Origin of the sequence: Acinetobacter sp. YH1901134 (genome assembly GCF_013416965.1) — a bacterium.
In the GTDB taxonomy this organism is placed as follows: Bacteria; Pseudomonadota; Gammaproteobacteria; order Pseudomonadales; family Moraxellaceae; genus Acinetobacter; species Acinetobacter amyesii.
The window spans coordinates 165656-182271 of the sequence record NZ_VPEW01000004.1 but is presented as its reverse complement, the minus strand read 5'-3'; the positions used below and the strand labels follow the sequence as shown (position 1 = coordinate 182271).

Below are 16616 nucleotides of genomic sequence, written 5' to 3'. Positions count from 1 at the left end.
TGTGAACGCTGTGATTACCACACCATCTCTGGATAGCTGCGTTGTAAATATTGCAACTCGGCAAGGACATAACCTAAATGTTCAGTATGCAAACCTTGCTTGGCTCCGCTACGGTAGGCTCCCTCTTGTGGTAGTTGTAGCTCGAAACGCGTTAATTCCGATTGAATCAGTTCTAACCATTTCGCAGGTAATATTGTTAAGTCAGGAACAATGCCGGCTTCTACCAATTGTTTTTCATCGTTAGTCAGTGCAAATAGCTCTTCGGTGAAACGCCACAATTGATTTAAACCATGTTGCACCTTGTCATGCGCTTCTTGCGTACCCAGGCTTAAACGCTCCATCCAAGCTGTAGAAAAACGTTGGTGATATTTCACTTCTTTGAGAGACTTAATCGCAAAGGCAGACAGTTCGGCGTTGTTGCTATTGCTTAACGCGGCAAATAACAAGGCATGATAATGATCCATTAACCATTGACGTACGATGGTCTGTGCAAAATCGCCATTGGGTTGTTCACAGAGCAGTAAATTGCGATATTCACGCTCAGTTCGGAAGTACGCTAAACGATCTTCATCACGTCCTAAACCTTCAATACTCCCTGCCAGTGAAAGCGCAGTACGTGCCTGACCTAATAAGTCCAAGCCAATATTCGCAAGTGCGATATCAAGCTCAAGTTCAGGTGCATGCCCACACCACTCTGCTAAACGATGTGACAAAATCAGTTGGCTGTCACCAATGTGTAATAGAAATTCGGATAAAACTTTATTGGTCATGCTGTGATCCTCCAATTACATATGCTCAATGCCGTGTGGAATGTTGTAAAAGGTTGGATGACGGTAAACCTTATCCAAATGTGGTTCAAAAAACTCCGCTTTTTCATCTGGTTGTGAACAAGTAATTAACTCAGATTTGACCACCCAAATACTGATACCTTCGTTGCGACGGGTATACACGTCACGCGCATTTTGTAAGGCTATTTCATCATCCGGTGCGCGTAAGCTACCCACATGTCGATGGCTTAAACCTTGTTTGCTACGTACGAAGACTTCGTATAAAGACCAATTGTTTTTGTTATCCATGATTAAACTTCCTGTATGTCATTGATGACTTAAATGCTTATGCAATTTTGCGCGTATCATTGAATTGCTGTTGTTTTTTGGCATAGCTTGCTGCTGCATCACGAACCCATTTGCCGCCTTCCCATGCTTTACGACGTGCTTCAATACGTTCATGGTTGCATGGACCTTTACCTGCGATCACATTAAAGAATTCAGTCCAATTCACTTCACCAAACTCATAATGACCGGTCTCTTCATTCCACTTCAGGTCTGGATCTGGCACAGTTAAACCAAGCTGTAAAACTTGTGGCACGGTGTTATCTACGAATTTTTGACGTAAGGCATCATTACTAAACAGCTTAATTTTCCAATTCATGCTTTGTTCACTGTTCGGTGAATTGTCATCACTTGGACCAAACATCATGAGTGCAGGCCACCAAAAACGATTGACTGCATCTTGCGCCATTTGTTTTTGTTCAGGTGTGCCTTCTGCTAAACGCATCATGGCTTCAAAGCCTTGACGTTGATGGAAACTTTCTTCTTTACAAATACGCACCATGGCACGTGCATAAGGACCATACGAGGTACGGCATAAAGCAACCTGATTGACAATCGCCGCGCCATCGACCAACCAACCAATGGCTGCGACATCTGCCCAACTTAAGGTTGGATAATTAAAGATTGATGAATACTTCATGCGACCTGCAATCAGTTTATCCATCATATCGTCACGATCTGCGCCTAAGGTCTCAGCTGCGCTATAGAGATATAACGCGTGACCTGCTTCGTCTTGTACTTTGGCAAGTAATACCGCTTTACGTTTTAAGGTGGGCGCACGGGTAATCCAATTGCCTTCTGGCAACATACCAATCACTTCAGAATGTGCATGTTGTCCAATTTGGCGAATTAAAGTTTTACGATAAGCGTCTGGCATCCAATCCTTTGGCTCAATCGATACATTATTGACAATGTTGTCATCAAATCTTTGTTGTTGCGTGTTCATGTTGTCTCACTTATCCCAAGTGTTGTTAGATTCAAATTAATACGATACAAAAAATAATTCAATTGATTTTTATTGGTATCATATAAATATTTTTAACACCTATTAATAAGATATTGTTTTTATTTAATTAATATTTTTTTCATACTAAAAAATAATTTTTTCAACAAGGAATTTGATTGACAATCTGTTTTTTTGAATGCAATTTATGAAACACATATTATAAATTTAATATTAACAACGTATCATAAATGGAGTTATATCGATGTTGGATCTTGAGCAAAATTCACAAGACAATACCATTTCAGTGGATGGCAAATATGAGCCATCGGAATCTTTACTGCGCTTAAGTTCATTGGTTCTTGGACAAGAACACGTTGCATCAGAAGACTTACGTACAGTATTTCACGCCATTTCAGGTCAAGCCATTTACCAAGTCAGTAGTCATGGCATTGACACTCAAGCCGTGGTGCAATATGCCAAAACGCATGGTTCAAGTGTTGCCAATTGGACCTTTCATCAACGTGCCAATGCATTAAAGCAAATTGCACAGTACTTATTGGAACGTAAAGAAGACTACTATGCGCTTGCCACAGCAACGGGCTGTACCCGTAAAGATGCATGGATTGATATCGAAGGCGGTATCGGCACATTATTTGCCTATTCAAGCTTAGTACGCCGCGAACTCAGCGATGAAAAAGTTTGGATTGAAGATGACTTCATTCAACTGTCTAAACATGGTTCATTTGGTGCTAAGCATTTACTGAGTCCCAAAGCTGGCGTGGCAGTGCATATCAATGCCTTTAACTTCCCGATTTGGGGCATGCTGGAAAAAATTGCACCGACTTTATTGGCGGGTGTGCCGTGTATTGTTAAACCTGCAACAGAAGGTGCTCAGTTGACCCATGCAGTGGTGAAGGCCATTCATGAAAGTGGTTTCTTACCTGAAGGTGCATTACAGCTGATCTGCGGTCAAACCTACGATCTCTTTGAACATTTAAATGAACAGGACACCGTGACATTTACTGGTTCTGCCTCAACGGGACAAAAATTACGTGCACATCCGCATTTAAATGCCTATTCCATTCCATTTAGTATGGAAGCCGATTCAGTCAACAGTGCCATCCTGACAACCCAAGCCTCAGATGAAAGCATTGATTTGTTTGTCCGTGAAATTTTCCGTGAAATGACCACCAAAGCCGGACAAAAATGTACCGCGATTCGCCGGGCATTTGTCCCTACGGCTTTATTAGAGACGGTGCAACAGCGTTTGATTGAGAAGCTAAAAAAAGTCGTGTTGGGTGATCCAAGCCAAGAAGGTGTGACGATGGGTGCTTTGGCGAGCTATAAACAAAAGCTCGATGTTGCAGAAAAAGTCGAAATATTGGCACAAGATGCTGACATTATTTTTGGCAGTCATTTACGCCAAGATATCACTATAAATGGTTCATATTCTGAAAAATCAGCCTTATATCCACCTGCAGTTTTGCTTTGCCGTCAACCGCTTGATGCACAGTACGTCCATCAGGTTGAGGCCTTTGGCCCGGTGGTGACACTGATGCCGTATAGCACAGAAAGCGAGTTGGCAACCTTAGTCGCAAAAGGTGAAGGCAGTCTTGTGGCGTCCATTGTACGCAATGCGGATGAAAATATTGAAAGCTTAGTCGCAAAAATTGCACCATGGCACGGTCGCCTGCATATTCTAGATACCGAAAGTTCACGTGAAAGTACAGGTCATGGTTCACCCCTACCACTTTTAGTCCATGGTGGACCTGGGCGTGCGGGTGGTGGTGAAGAATTAGGAGGCTTACGTGCAGTCAAACATTATATGCAACGTACAGCATTACAAGGCTCACCAAATGTGTTAACCCAAATTGGTCATCGCTGGACAGCAGGTGCACAAGTCTTTGAAGATCGCGTGCATCCATTTAAAAAGTCATTTGATGAACTGCGTATTGGTGAGCGTTTACTAACAGCACGACGCACCATTACCGAAGCAGATATCGTTAATTTTGGTGGTTTGAGTGGCGACTATTTCTATGCACATATGGATAAAATTGCCGCTGCAGAATCATTATTTGGTGAACGCGTTGCGCATGGTTACTTTATTGTGTCTGCCGCAGCGGGTTTATTTGTAGATGCTGCAGCAGGCCCAGTCATTGCCAACTATGGTATGGATAATTTACGTTTTGTTGAGCCGGTCAAAATTGGTGACACCATTCAAGTGGAACTGACCTGCAAGCAAAAAACACCAAAAACCTTGCGTGATCCTGAACAAAAACCACACGGCGTGGTGGTTTGGGACATTAAAGTGAAAAACCAACGCGGTGAATTGGTGGCAACCTATGACATCTTAACGCTTGTCGAGCGTGATGTATAATTTCGACTCAACCAAAAAAGGAATCAATATGATTCCTTTTTTTTATTTCATAGATATATCTGTATCTTTTTTTTTGTAAATAGCATTGACGAATAATGAATTTCAACCTAAATTCGATTAATGATACTTTTTAAAATTAAAATAAATAATAAATGTATCAAATATATTTCAATAATAGCTTTGCACAGGAAGTTGCAAAATGAATGACAAAACAATGGTTATAGAAACAGTTGGTTGCATCAAGCAACCTGCCATTTTAATCAAAGTAGGTAGTTATATGGACATGAATAAAAGGAATTTCGCATGAATAATTCGCAAATAGAAATGAATACACCAGAACTTGCACTGGATATCCCCGAACAATCGAGTACACAGAAAATTGCTTTAGCAACCATCGTTGGTACCACCATCGAGTGGTATGATTATTTTATTTATGCTGCTGTTGCAGGTTTAGTTTTTAACCAACTTTTTTTTACACCTGCCGGACCTGCTTTCGGAACCCTATTAGTCTTCGCTTCGATTGGTATTAGTTTTATTTTCAGACCCTTTGGTGCCTTTATTGCAGGTTACTTTGGCGATAAATTAGGACGTAAAGCTGTACTCGCTATGACTTTGCTTTTGATGGGTGGGACGACGACCATGATTGGTTTACTTCCAACCTATGAGAATATTGGTATCGCAGCTCCGATTATTTTAATTTTATTACGTATTTTACAAGGTATTTCTGCAGGTGGTGAATGGGGTGGAGCTGTATTAATGGCTGTTGAACACGCTCCTACCAAAAAACGTGGCTTATTTAGTTCATTTCCACAGTTAGGTGTACCACTAGGTTTGTTACTTGCATCCTTTGTTCTGGTGATTATGACCGCTTATGTTTCTCCTGGTGACGCATTTTTAGAATGGGGATGGCGCGTACCATTTTTACTCAGTATTATTTTATTTGGTTTAGGCTATTGGATTCGTCGCTCAGTTGAAGAAAGTCCAGTGTTCGAACAATTAAAAGAGCGTAAAAGCACAGCAAAAAAACCAATACGGGAACTATTTTCTGAGTATAAAAAACTTATTTTAACAGCTTCCCTTCTTACTGCTGGTACAACTTCACTTGGTTATATGACAGCAGGCGGTTTCATTCAAAGTTTTACTACTAATCCAAATGGCATGGCGTTAGATCGACCAACAATTTTGAGTTTAGTCTGTACTTCTGCAGTCATTTGGACATTCTTTACTTGGCTTTCAGCAGTCATGTCCGATAAATTTGGTCGAAAACCTATTTATATTTTAGGTTCAATCATCCAAATTTTAACTGCACTATTCTTATTCCCATTGGTTAGCACTGGTGAATATGTATACATTATGCTTGGTTTAGCAATACTCGCTATGGGAATTGGAATCACCTATGGTGTGCAAGCTGTTTATTATTCTGAACTCTTTCCTGCATCTATTCGATTCTCTGGTATTTCGATTACTTATGCACTGGGTTCAATCATTGGTGGTGCATTTGCTCCCCTGATTGCTGCAGCTTTAATCACTAAAGCTAACGGCATTTTCTTGGTAAGCACCTATCTGACGGTTATGGCTGTTATTGCTTTCATTGCAATCTGTGTACTTAAAGACCGCACAGGTATTACACTGGAACCAACCGATGAAGCTGAGAATGCACAAAAGAAATCGCCATTTGTTTGGAAATAATCTTAGCGTTTAGATTTTTAAAATGACTTGCACATGATGTCATTAAAAATAAGACTTGACTCGGACTTTTCAATCCGAGTTTTTTCTTGACTGATGCTTATAAATTTCTGCATATACTAACAGTCAAAAGAAGTATAGGCTGACTAACTAAAAATGAATTGTTTAAATTAATTATTTTATGAATGTTAATTCTTCTTTTATTAATTTTACGCTTATAAATCTCATACCCAAGATCTTATCTAGAGTGTTTCTTTGTTTTTAAGCAATCTTAGTCTTGCAAAATGGCTTCGGAAATATGTTAAATATTGAATATGAATCACATTTCAGTTCAAGCTCCCACTTTTTTCAACTCGCTCAGGTTATAATGATCGTCTCCCAAAATACGATTGATCTAATATGAGCACCTCCAATGACCCTTTACACGGCAAAAAACTTGCTGACATCTTGGATGAATTATTGGATTACTACGGCGGTTTTGAGGGCTTAAGCCGTAAAATTGAAATTAGATGTTTTTGCATAGATCCAAGCGTTAAATCATCACTACGATTCTTACGTACTACACCTTGGGCACGTGAAAAAGTAGAAAGCTTATATTTGTATGTCTTACGCCAAAAAGCCAAACAGAAAGCATAACGATTAATACCTAAGCTCAAATAATCTTGTATAGCAGTTTGTGTTTTAAGATAAAATGAAACTGCTGAATCCTTCTAGCTATTCCTTGCACGCAGTATTTTCGCCTCAGATTTAATTCGATCCCTATTATGAGCAATCCTTTTTCCCAGCATCCTCAAATTGGTGTAGTTACTACATTTTCTGAATTGATTCATCGTCATTTCGAAGGTCAAATGAATGCGCTTTGCTGGCAACGTAGCTTACAAGGTGACTTTAAAGAAGTAGTCAAAAAACTCGAACTGATTGAAAATATTACTGAAGTTTCTATAGATGATCTGATGGAATTAAAGCTTTCAGCGCAAGGTCATTTAGCTAGAGAAATCATTTTAAATGACATGCAACAATTAACAGCATTTGGTGCATCACCCTCGCTGAATTTGCTTAAATGTTATGAACGCGATGATGAATTCGATTTCATCTCAACCGATGTTTATTCTTTTCATGTTGATCGATCACCCATCGCTACCGATACCTTTTTATGTACGTATTATGGTGCTTCTAGTGATATTGTGCCAAATGATCAAGTCAAACAAAAAATCTTAATTCCTGAAATACGAGAGCAACTCAAAGCTTTATACGATGGCCCTGACTCAGAGTTTGATGACTTTTTAAAGGAATATTTTTTTGATTTACATTATCAACTCAAAGACAATGCTGTGCCTGTAAATTTAGGCAATGGTCATCTATGGCGTTTAGCGGTGGATCATCCTACACAGCCAGTTTTACCTTGTGTGCACCGCGCACCTGTTGAAAATGCAGGTGAATATCGGCTTATGCTGATTTGCTGATTTGCTGATTTGCTGATTTAAATATTGACAAATTCTGAGTCCATACGATCCATTCTGTCTAATGAATGAACCGTAATTGAGATCGAGCTGAATTAAGGCAACAGTAAAGCACTGGCAGTAGCCAAATATCTGTTTGTGCTCGGTCGTTTTGTACTTTGGCAAATGCAGATTCCAAACTGCTGACATTTTCCGCAAAAGTACTTTGTAAGGCCGTCGAAATACCGACAGCTAAACCTAGACGTATAAACGCCGTAAAATATAAAGACATGATTTTTCCCACTTATTTATTAAAAAAAGTGGCGGGAATGTTTTAGGCTACCCCGCCATTAGCGGGGCATAAACAGGAGGAGGTGTTTGCAGGAAGAGATCAGGCGCTTGATAAAGATTCTTCCAAACAAATTTTGGCGTATATTCAAAGCTCTGATGTGCAATAAAAAGAATCGCTTGTTGATTTTGTACAGTCTAATGCGTCATAGACGGCAAATGGTCTTGATGATCTTCACCGAGTTGCAGATCACTTGCGGTATTTTTGTCTAGTTTGCTACTTGATTCAGATGCTTGATGCAACGAATGCTGTGGATTGGTTTCACTGCTGACGCATAAGGTATTTTGATGATGACCAAAATGATAGCTTTGAACAACTTGGGTTTGCTCTTCATGCACACAGAAAGCGGCTGCCACGTTCCAAAGGCTTTGGAACATGAACAATCCGACTAAGACTGTTATCCATGTCGCAGAACGCATATTGTATCAATCAAGAAAATTTTAACGATTATAAAGCTTGGAGTCGGTCGAAGGTCAAGTGAATCTTTGAATTTGTTTTAAAAATGGATTGCCATAGAGATATAACGTAACGCATTCGCTTTAATCCCCTGACACGGCACATTCTAAAGACAATCCATTGGTTCATGATTACGATTTTTATCAGCGAAACTTTTTTAATTTAGTTCGGAATCATTCTTCAACTTAGCTTTTCTTGTCACCACTATGCCGCAGAGAACTACCAATGTCGTAACACCTAAAGATAATGAAGTCTCATAACTGTAGACTGGAGATAAAAACATATAGATCAGCACACTTAAAATCACAATAATGACAGCCCATGTCAGCCATGGAAATAGCCACATTTTAAACGCAACCTCAGTTCCATTTTTTTCGATTTGTGTTCTCAATTTAAGCTGTGAAAATGCAATCACTAAATAAACCAATAAGGCAATTGAACCTGTTGTAGACAGTAAAAATCCAAATACTTGGCCTGGAAATAAATAATTGACTGCACAGCAAATTAAGCCCACTACAGACGATGCCAATACTGCAATTGCAGGCACACCAGAGGCATTAATAGATGTGACCCATTGAGGTGCTTCTTTGCGTGTCCCCAATGAAAATAACATCCTTGATGAACTATAAAGTGCAGCATTCATACAACTTGCAACCGCAATAAAGACCACACTATCAATAATCAATTTTGATTGAGGGACATTTAAACTGACCAAGACATATTGGAAGGTGCCTAATTGTTGTAATTGCGGTGAACGCCAATCTACCAGTGCAACCGTTATAAAAATTGAAACCACAAAAAATAAGATGACCCGATACAGTACTAAATTGGTTGCACGTTTAATTTTTTGCTCAGGATCTTTTGATTCTGCTGCAGCGATCGATAAGATTTCAACACCAAAGAATGAAAATGCTGAAATCAATATTGCTGAAAGTACACCACCCAGGCCATTTGGCATAAATCCATCATTTTTAAACAGATTTTCTACACCACTTACATTAGGTGCTAAGGGCCAAAACCCCAATATGGCGGTGAGTCCAATGGCGATAAAAATTACAATAGCCAAGACTTTTATCAGAGAAAACCAAAATTCAAACTCACCAAAACTCCGAGTACTAAAAAAGTTCGCTAAACTGAGAAGCACAATAAAGAATGTCGCAAATACAGCACTTGATATTGAAGGAAACCATGCATGCAGAATTTCTGCACCAGCGATTGCTTCAATTGGAATAACTAAAACCCAAAACCACCAATATAACCATCCGATGGTAAAGCCCGCCCAAGGCCCAATGGCTTTTCTTGCATAGGTTGAAAATGAGCCGGTGTCAGGTTGAGCTACAGCCATTTCTCCCAACATTCGCATGATTAAAAAAACCAAAATACTGGTAGTAATATAAGCAAGAACGGCGGCAGGCCCTGCTTTTGCGATAGCAGCAGAAGATCCAACAAACAGTCCAGCACCAATTACCCCACCGATGCTGATCATCGTGATATGCCGATTAGATAGCCCTGCACCCAGTTTTGCAGTTGAATTATGTGTGGCTAAGCTATCATCATGCATCGATTAGATTCCCTGTCTGCACGTTCAGTCGTACAAATCATTATTTCCAAGATCATTAGGAATAAAAAAGGGAAAACGCTGTGTTCTCCCTTGTTTTGTAACAATTTAATCTAGAAAATGAGTTTTTCATAGTTCTAATCAAAACTTTAAGATGCAGCTTAATACCATTTTTTTATCTAATTCACTGTTATTACTTATATAATTTATATTTATTTAAAAACTTATTTGACCATTTTCTAGATACAAAATATGGGCTTTTAAATAATCTAACTCATCGCCATGATGCGTAACATATATCATCGGCAGCGCCAACTGTTCTTTCACCGTGTTTAAAAATGGCAATATTTGATCTTTCAGCCTGCGGTCCAGTCCTGTCAGCGGTTCATCTAACAGCAGCAGATCAGGCTGTGACAGCAATGCGCGTCCTATGGAAACGCGCTGCGCCTCTCCGCCAGAAAGTTCATGCGCCCGCCGTTTGAGTAGTGGCTGCAACTCAAGCAGATTAGTCACTTGCTCAAATTTAAATTTCGTATTTTGCTGAGCGCCTAGGTTCTCCGCATATTGTAAATTTTGCTGCACATTCATATGCGGGAAAAGCCATGCTTTTTGGAAAATCAGCGCAATACGGCGTTTATGCATTGGCAAGTTAATCTTTTGCGCCGTATCGAACACATCACGCTGATTCAGCGATATATAACCTTGCTGCGGCTGCAGCAGACCGGCCAAACTTTTCAGCAGCGTAGATTTCCCACTACCAGATGGCCCCATAATGCCAAGCAGCTGATCTTGCATTTGCAGCCGAGCCTGCAATTGAAAATCTGCATATTGAAACTGAAAATCACACTGAAGCATGGCCGGCTCCGAGTTTTCGCTGATAGCGCTGTAAAATATAATAATTGGCAATCAATGCGCCAAAAGCCGCCAGCAGTGAAAGGATCACTAAACGCATTGCGGATTCTTCGCCATTGGGCTGCTGTATCAGCGAATAGATAGCAATTGGAATGGTTCGGGTTTCATCAGGAATATTACCCACAAAGGTAATGGTTGCGCCAAATTCGCCTAAACTTCGGCTAAATCCTAAAATGCTCCCGATTAAAATGCCCGGCAATGCCAGCGGCAGGCTAATTGATGCAAATACCCGTAACGGATGCGCGCCTAGTGAGCCTGCAACCTGCTCCAGCTGCTGATTAATCATTTGAAAAGACAAACGGATCGGCTGCACAATCAGCGGAAATGACACAATCATGGATGCTAAAACGGCGCCTTTCCAATTAAAAGCCAGTTGAATGCCCCATTCATTGAGCAGCTTGCCGATCCAGCCATTTGAACCAAACAGCACCAATAGCAGATAACCTAAAACCACCGGCGGCAGCACCATCGGCATTTGTAACAGCGCTTCGACTAAAAATTTCAAATGAAACTCATAGCGCGCCAGCACCCAAGCCAGCCCAATAGCAAATGGCAAGCAAAATACAGTGGCGCAAACGGCAACCTTAGCCGACAGAAACAAGGCGCTCCACTCTTCTGGGCTGAGCATGCTTTAGCCTTTCACACCAAAGCCATAATGCTTAAAAAGCATTTTGCTTTGCGCATGGTCTTTAAGATAACGGTAAAACTTCACGGCCTCAGGTTTAGCTGCGCCTTGATGTGTTAAAGCCAATGGATAAATGATCGGTTGATGAGTATGATTTGGAAAAATCCCGGCTATTTTAACTTTAGAACTGATCAGCGCATCGGTACGGTAAACAATCCCCGCTTGGCACTCACCGCGTTCAACAAAAGCCAAAGCCGATCGTACATCATCTGTCCCGACAATCCTTCCATTCAAACTTGATAGCCAGCCCAACTTGGTTAGGCTTTGTTTGGCATATTTTCCAGCAGGTACAGACTCTATTTGCCCTGTACATAAGTGACCTTTGAATGCCTTGGCAAAATTAAACTGCGGCACGGCTTTAAATTGCATATTCACCGCTTTAGGCGTAATCAGCACCAAATCATTGCTTAGCATGTTGAATACTTGCTTTGCAGGTATTTTCTGTTTTTGCACCAAATAATTCATCCAGTCCACATCTGCTGAAAAATACAAATCACTTGGCGCACCGGCTTCAATCTGTTTGGCTAAAGCAGATGACGCGCCAAATACCGGTACAATTTTGATGTCTGGATTTTGTGCCTGATATTGCTTTGCAATATCGCTGATAGCATTGCTTAAACTGGCTGCAGCATAAATTTTGACTGTTTCCGCCTGAGATGCGCCAGCAATGAAGCTCAGTCCTACTGCTAAAATAAATTTGAATCGCATAGCAAACTCCTAATGCTGAATAAATACGCCTTGAAGAATTTGTCCTGCTTGCACAGACTGCCCTGCAGGAATCCGAACAATGCAATTAGCTTGCATTAAATTGCTCAACATATGCGACTGCTGTTTAGACAGGCTGGTTAGTTGAAGCTTGCCTTGCTTATCAAAGTGCGCCGACATTCTTAAAAACCGCTCACGTGCATCTGCTTTTAGGTCATGTGTCATGACTGCGCTGAACCAGTCCAGCGCAGGTGTTTGACCTTGTAGGGCTTTCAATAATCTATCTGTATAAATTTGCATGCCGACATAGACTGCAGCGGGGTTGCCCGGCAGTCCGAGTAAATAACAGGAACTGCTGTCAGGACGTCGATATTGTGCAAACAGCATCGGTTTGCCGGGTTTTTGTTTCACTTTCCAGAAAATTTGCTGAAAACCGATGTCCAAGGCTGCCGGCCGAACAAAATCATAATCACCGACAGATACGCCGCCAGTCGTTAAAATTAAATCAAAGCTGTCTTTTAAACGGTTGAATAAATCTAAAACCGCCTGTTTTTCATCTGCAATATGAATCACTTCAACTTGGACGTGCTGCGACTGAAACCATACTAAAATCAGCGGCGCATTGGCATCAAATATTTTACCAGCACGGTAATCTTCTATATTTTGCGCAACTTCATCACCTGTAATTACGACCGCAATTTTCGGATAGGCAAAAACTTCGCAGTGTGAAATACCAGCCATACTGAGCGCTGCAATTGTTCCAACCGTCAGCTTTTGACCACGCGCTGCTAAACATTGTCCAAATGAAATTTCCTCACCTGCATCTCGAATATCTGCATGCGGGCTTAAGGCTGCAGTCAGTTCAATCTGCTGTCTATCCGCCTTTACAATTTCTTGCCGCGCTACAGTTGCCGTGCCTTCAGGTATCGGCGCGCCGGTAAATATGCGGACAGCTTGCCCTGCTTTTAAGCTTATTTCAGCCGTTTGCCCTGCACGGATTTCTCCAATCAGCTTAAATTGCGCGCCGGGTTTAATTTCACCCGCTGCGCAAATGGCATAGCCATCCACTGCGCTTTGCGCAAATAAAGGCAGCTGAATTGGTGAATGCACATCTGCCGCCAAATAACGGCCTAAAGCGTGCTGAAGCGCCAAAGTTTCATGCGCTAAACTTTGCGTATGTGTCTGAATCAGCGTAAGCGCTTCGTCCACTGAAATCAGTCCAGCCTCGGCCCCGCAGCCTGCGTGCAATACGGCTTGGTTCATTGGTAGCCTCCTGCATGCGGAATATTCTTCTGCACATCAAATAGATGCACCAAGGCAGGTAAAATGGCAATCAATGATTCTTTTGCGCCTTGTCTGCTGCCCGGCAGTGTAATGACTAAACTGTCATCAATATAGCCGGCAACACCGCGGCTGAGGGCCGCATAAGGGGTGCGTTTCTGCCCAAAACTGCGGGATGCTTCCATCAGCCCTGGAATTTCCCGTTTTAACAGCGGCTGAATGGTTTCAACGGTTAAATCTTTCTGGCCTAGACCTGTACCGCCCACGGTCAAAATCAGCGGATATTGCGTCTTATGCTGTTCAATAAGAGCCAAAAGCTGTTCAGGACTGTCCGGTATCACTTGATAGCTGATGTTGCTGAAGTTTGCTTCTTCTAAAATTTCGAGGACATTTTGCCCTGCAGTATCTGATTTTTTACCGGCAGCAACCGTATCTGAAAGCACAATAATCGACGCCGATAAGCTTTCTTTCAATACACGGGTAAAATGTGATTTACCGCCTTTTTTCTTTTGCAGTTTCACCTGATCTAGGCATAAATCTTCAGGCTCACAGTGCGGTTTCAGCATGTCATACAGCGTTAAACCGGCAAGACTGACCGCAGTTAATGCTTCCATTTCCACACCCGTTGGGCCAATGGTTTCGACCACAGCACTGATTTCGACATGCGCCTCAAATAATTCATATTCGACATCTGCACGGTAGATCGGCAGCGGATGACACAGCGGAATGAGTTCATCCGTGCGTTTTGCGCCCAATATACCTGCAATCCGTGCGGTTTTCAGCGCATCGCCTTTTTCTGTATTGCCATTACGCAGCAGTTCAATGCAATGTGGCGGCGCATGCAGAATTCCAGTTGCAATGGCTGTACGGTAACTTTCCGCTTTCATGCCCACATTTTTCATTGCTTTGTCCTTATCTTATTCATTTGTGTCTACAGTATTAAATTTGGAGTTTTATAGGTGCCATTGGTAAATATTGGCGTTCAAATGCATGGTCTGATGGCTGTTTTGATGTGCATGTTCACATGACTCGCCATGAATATGAGCATGCTGCGCTGCATGACTTGTCGCCTTGGGCACATGATCTTTACGAATACAGCAGCCCTCTACATATTGGCTGCTGCCGTCCATATAAAACTCTTCTTTCCAGACCGGAACTTCATGCTTAACCCGCTCAACCGCTTCTTCGCAGGCAGCAAAAGCCTCACGTCGGTGCGGCGCATAGGCCATGGCGATAATGGCGGTATCACCGACCTGCAGCGCGCCAATACGGTGTACAACCCGTACATATGACACGCCGTATTTGGCTTGAATTTCCTGTTCAATTTGCCGGATCATTTTTTCAGCCACAGGCGCATAAGCGGTATATTTCAAAGCTTTTACCGCTTTGCCTTCATGGTGATTACGCACCGCGCCTATAAATACACCTATACCGCCGCATTCAGGAAATGCCTTAATACTGTCAAAATCGGCTTGGCTGAATACCGTGTCTTGTATGCGTGAAATATGCTTGAGCTCCATATTCAGCCTCCCGCCACAGGTGACAACAGCACAACGGTACTGTCCTGCATCAATGCGGTTTGCCTTGGCACAATGTCTGCTCCCATAGCGCAGGCGCAGCGTTCAAGCATGTCGAATGACTGCGGAAATTGATCTGCGACCTGCAGCAAAACCTCTGCAATTGACTGCTGTTCGAAGCAAGTCAGACTCAAATTCTCTGGCAGCAGGCGTTCAATAGCGCCAAAAGATTCTATTTTGATGGTGATCTGACTCATCATTAACCTCCAATCATATGCATGCTGATTTTTCTAGATGGGCTGGATTGGGCAGTTATGGCATGAAAGCCTTGCTCCTTCTGCCAAATATAACTGCCTAATTTTTGCTGCAAAGCCATTGCATCGAGCGGCATTAACTCTGTTGTTTTACTGCTTTTCAGCTGCTGAATTTCATGGCTGAGATTTAAACCTTTTCGGGCAAACAGGCAGTTAAAAAACTCGCCTTGCGCATTCAGTCTCAAACGGTCGCAGCTGCCGCAAAAAGAATTGCTGATGGTTGAAATAATGCCTATAGGCAAGCCGTTGATTAAGTATGATCTGGCTGGCGATGTGCCTTGACCATGCAGTGTTTGCACTTCAAAAACAGTATTGAGTTTATCCAGTATGTCTTGTTCGGTAACGACCGCAGCTTTAGACCAGTTTTGATCACCATCCAGCGGCATAAACTCGATAAACCGCAGTTCGAAACCTTGTTGCAGCGCCCATTTTGTTAATGGAATGATTTGCTGTTCATTTAGAGCTTTCATTAACACGGTATTGATTTTTATTTCAAAGCCCGCTTGCTGAGCCGCTTCAATCCCGTCTAGTACAGGCTGTAATTGTTTTTGTGTCAGCTGGAAAAATTGCGCTTCATCCAAACTGTCCAAGCTGATATTTATGCCATCTAGGCCAGCTTGTTTTAGGGCCTGTGCATATTGCTTCAGATAATGTCCATTGGTGGTCATGGAAATACGTTTAAGGCCTAGCTTTCTGAGGTGCTGCAGCTGTTCAATAAAATGTACAACGCCTTGACGCATGAGCGGTTCACCACCGGTGATCCGGATTTGATCAATCCCGCGCAGCACCATAAACTCACAAAAATTGTAAAGTGATTCAAAACTAAGAAGATTATGTTTTTTCATCCATTCAGGATGTTCAGGCATACAATAGACACATTTAAAATTACAGCGGTCTGTCACTGAAATGCGCAATTTGCGTTTTTCACGGCCAAACTGATCCTTAAAAATGGTCGCTGGCTGTAATTGTGTCATGCTGTTCATGTTTATCTTCCATGGTGCTGTCATTTGCCCTGTCTTAGCTCAGTACAAATTTTGCGCCCTCTTTTCTTGCAGTAAAAATTGCAATAAGTGTTCCAACTTTGCGCTTTTTTGAATATTTATTTCAGAGGATTTGGTTTGTTTTTTTGACACACAAAATCAATAACTTATAAATAACTAATAGCAATTAAAAATATAAATTGCCGTTAAGCCCATTATCTAAGGTATAAAAGCAGTCTGTTTTATCTCTAGATATCATGCTCAAAAGCTTCATATTGGCTGTAGATTTTCTCTCTGGG

At 41.7% G+C, this 16616-nt stretch carries 18 protein-coding genes; 4 read left to right on the top strand and 14 right to left on the bottom strand.

What is annotated here, in order from left to right; all coding sequences use genetic code 11:
- Positions 1-14 precede the first annotated feature (14 nt).
- Genes paaC through paaA form a run of 3 tightly spaced genes read right to left on the bottom strand, consistent with a single transcriptional unit; the run spans position 15 to position 2058 of the window.
- The gene (paaC, locus tag FTV50_RS04750) at positions 15-770 is read right to left on the bottom strand and encodes a 1,2-phenylacetyl-CoA epoxidase subunit PaaC (RefSeq protein WP_078193736.1); all 756 of its coding nucleotides are present in this window, start codon (positions 768-770) and stop codon (positions 15-17) included.
- Between the two features lie 15 nt (positions 771-785).
- On the bottom strand, positions 786-1076 hold the full coding sequence (paaB, locus tag FTV50_RS04745) for a 1,2-phenylacetyl-CoA epoxidase subunit PaaB (protein ID WP_078193737.1): 291 nt from the start codon (positions 1074-1076) through the stop codon (positions 786-788).
- A gap of 37 nt (positions 1077-1113) precedes the next feature.
- Positions 1114-2058 (bottom strand): 1,2-phenylacetyl-CoA epoxidase subunit PaaA, encoded by a 945-nt coding sequence (gene paaA, locus FTV50_RS04740; protein ID WP_111884663.1) that lies wholly within the window; start codon positions 2056-2058, stop codon positions 1114-1116.
- Between the two features lie 262 nt (positions 2059-2320).
- Here paaA and paaZ point away from each other — a divergent pair, with 262 nt between their 5' ends.
- The 4 genes from paaZ to FTV50_RS04720 all read left to right on the top strand — a co-directional run bounded on the left by paaZ (position 2321) and on the right by FTV50_RS04720 (position 7584).
- A complete protein-coding gene (gene paaZ, locus FTV50_RS04735; RefSeq protein WP_180023684.1) occupies positions 2321-4435 on the top strand; it encodes a phenylacetic acid degradation bifunctional protein PaaZ in 2115 nt (704 codons plus the stop codon).
- 303 nt (positions 4436-4738) lie between these two features.
- The gene (locus tag FTV50_RS04730; protein WP_180023683.1) at positions 4739-6124 is read left to right on the top strand and encodes an MFS transporter; all 1386 of its coding nucleotides are present in this window, start codon (positions 4739-4741) and stop codon (positions 6122-6124) included.
- A gap of 396 nt (positions 6125-6520) precedes the next feature.
- A complete protein-coding gene (locus tag FTV50_RS04725; protein WP_078193741.1) occupies positions 6521-6757 on the top strand; it encodes a VF530 family DNA-binding protein in 237 nt (78 codons plus the stop codon).
- Between the two features lie 128 nt (positions 6758-6885).
- Entirely contained in the window at positions 6886-7584 is a 699-nt protein-coding gene (locus FTV50_RS04720; RefSeq protein ID WP_180023682.1) for a DUF1826 domain-containing protein, read from the top strand.
- Between the two features lie 58 nt (positions 7585-7642).
- On the opposite strand, the gene FTV50_RS04715 is transcribed toward FTV50_RS04720, so the two are convergent.
- From FTV50_RS04715 to moaA, 11 genes are all read right to left on the bottom strand, one after another.
- Positions 7643-7852, bottom strand: coding sequence for a hypothetical protein (locus FTV50_RS04715; protein WP_180023681.1), 210 nt, complete (start codon positions 7850-7852; stop codon positions 7643-7645).
- A gap of 194 nt (positions 7853-8046) precedes the next feature.
- Positions 8047-8328 (bottom strand): cation efflux protein, CzcI-like, encoded by a 282-nt coding sequence (locus FTV50_RS04710; protein WP_257223855.1) that lies wholly within the window; start codon positions 8326-8328, stop codon positions 8047-8049.
- A gap of 194 nt (positions 8329-8522) precedes the next feature.
- Positions 8523-9926 carry an amino acid permease gene (locus FTV50_RS04705; protein WP_180023680.1) on the bottom strand — a complete coding sequence of 468 codons (1404 nt, stop codon included), beginning with the start codon at positions 9924-9926 and terminating at the stop codon, positions 8523-8525.
- A gap of 213 nt (positions 9927-10139) precedes the next feature.
- Positions 10140-10778 carry an ATP-binding cassette domain-containing protein gene (locus tag FTV50_RS04700; RefSeq protein WP_180023679.1) on the bottom strand — a complete coding sequence of 213 codons (639 nt, stop codon included), beginning with the start codon at positions 10776-10778 and terminating at the stop codon, positions 10140-10142.
- Positions 10765-11463, bottom strand: coding sequence for a molybdate ABC transporter permease subunit (gene modB / locus FTV50_RS04695; protein WP_180009449.1), 699 nt, complete (start codon positions 11461-11463; stop codon positions 10765-10767). The genes FTV50_RS04700 and modB overlap by 14 nt, the downstream gene beginning before the upstream one ends.
- Before the next feature lie 3 nt (positions 11464-11466).
- The gene (gene modA / locus FTV50_RS04690; protein WP_180023678.1) at positions 11467-12228 is read right to left on the bottom strand and encodes a molybdate ABC transporter substrate-binding protein; all 762 of its coding nucleotides are present in this window, start codon (positions 12226-12228) and stop codon (positions 11467-11469) included.
- A gap of 9 nt (positions 12229-12237) precedes the next feature.
- A complete protein-coding gene (locus FTV50_RS04685) occupies positions 12238-13488 on the bottom strand; it encodes a molybdopterin molybdotransferase MoeA (protein ID WP_180023677.1) in 1251 nt (416 codons plus the stop codon).
- Positions 13485-14408 carry a bifunctional molybdenum cofactor biosynthesis protein MoaC/MoaB gene (gene moaCB / locus FTV50_RS04680; protein ID WP_180023676.1) on the bottom strand — a complete coding sequence of 308 codons (924 nt, stop codon included), beginning with the start codon at positions 14406-14408 and terminating at the stop codon, positions 13485-13487. Before moaCB ends, FTV50_RS04685 begins: the two co-directional genes overlap by 4 nt.
- Before the next feature lie 51 nt (positions 14409-14459).
- A complete protein-coding gene (locus tag FTV50_RS04675; protein WP_180023675.1) occupies positions 14460-15026 on the bottom strand; it encodes a molybdenum cofactor biosynthesis protein MoaE in 567 nt (188 codons plus the stop codon).
- 2 nt (positions 15027-15028) lie between these two features.
- Positions 15029-15280: a MoaD/ThiS family protein gene (locus FTV50_RS04670; protein WP_180023674.1), complete on the bottom strand. Its 252-nt coding sequence runs from the start codon at positions 15278-15280 to the stop codon at positions 15029-15031.
- 2 nt (positions 15281-15282) lie between these two features.
- The gene (gene moaA, locus FTV50_RS04665) at positions 15283-16320 is read right to left on the bottom strand and encodes a GTP 3',8-cyclase MoaA (RefSeq protein WP_180023673.1); all 1038 of its coding nucleotides are present in this window, start codon (positions 16318-16320) and stop codon (positions 15283-15285) included.
- Between the last annotated feature and the right edge of the window lie 296 nt (positions 16321-16616).

Coding starts and splice junctions, on each gene's coding strand:
- paaC (WP_078193736.1), bottom strand. CDS start 770: ATGACCAATAAAGTTTTATCCGAATTTCTATTACACATTGGTGACAGC.
- paaB (WP_078193737.1), bottom strand. CDS start 1,076: ATGGATAACAAAAACAATTGGTCTTTATACGAAGTCTTCGTACGTAGC.
- paaA (WP_111884663.1), bottom strand. CDS start 2,058: ATGAACACGCAACAACAAAGATTTGATGACAACATTGTCAATAATGTA.
- paaZ (WP_180023684.1), top strand. CDS start 2,321: ATGTTGGATCTTGAGCAAAATTCACAAGACAATACCATTTCAGTGGAT.
- FTV50_RS04730 (WP_180023683.1), top strand. CDS start 4,739: ATGAATAATTCGCAAATAGAAATGAATACACCAGAACTTGCACTGGAT.
- FTV50_RS04725 (WP_078193741.1), top strand. CDS start 6,521: ATGAGCACCTCCAATGACCCTTTACACGGCAAAAAACTTGCTGACATC.
- FTV50_RS04720 (WP_180023682.1), top strand. CDS start 6,886: ATGAGCAATCCTTTTTCCCAGCATCCTCAAATTGGTGTAGTTACTACA.
- FTV50_RS04715 (WP_180023681.1), bottom strand. CDS start 7,852: ATGTCTTTATATTTTACGGCGTTTATACGTCTAGGTTTAGCTGTCGGT.
- FTV50_RS04710 (WP_257223855.1), bottom strand. CDS start 8,328: ATGCGTTCTGCGACATGGATAACAGTCTTAGTCGGATTGTTCATGTTC.
- FTV50_RS04705 (WP_180023680.1), bottom strand. CDS start 9,926: ATGCATGATGATAGCTTAGCCACACATAATTCAACTGCAAAACTGGGT.
- FTV50_RS04700 (WP_180023679.1), bottom strand. CDS start 10,778: ATGCTTCAGTGTGATTTTCAGTTTCAATATGCAGATTTTCAATTGCAG.
- modB (WP_180009449.1), bottom strand. CDS start 11,463: ATGCTCAGCCCAGAAGAGTGGAGCGCCTTGTTTCTGTCGGCTAAGGTT.
- modA (WP_180023678.1), bottom strand. CDS start 12,228: ATGCGATTCAAATTTATTTTAGCAGTAGGACTGAGCTTCATTGCTGGC.
- FTV50_RS04685 (WP_180023677.1), bottom strand. CDS start 13,488: ATGAACCAAGCCGTATTGCACGCAGGCTGCGGGGCCGAGGCTGGACTG.
- moaCB (WP_180023676.1), bottom strand. CDS start 14,408: ATGAAAAATGTGGGCATGAAAGCGGAAAGTTACCGTACAGCCATTGCA.
- FTV50_RS04675 (WP_180023675.1), bottom strand. CDS start 15,026: ATGGAGCTCAAGCATATTTCACGCATACAAGACACGGTATTCAGCCAA.
- FTV50_RS04670 (WP_180023674.1), bottom strand. CDS start 15,280: ATGAGTCAGATCACCATCAAAATAGAATCTTTTGGCGCTATTGAACGC.
- moaA (WP_180023673.1), bottom strand. CDS start 16,320: ATGAACAGCATGACACAATTACAGCCAGCGACCATTTTTAAGGATCAG.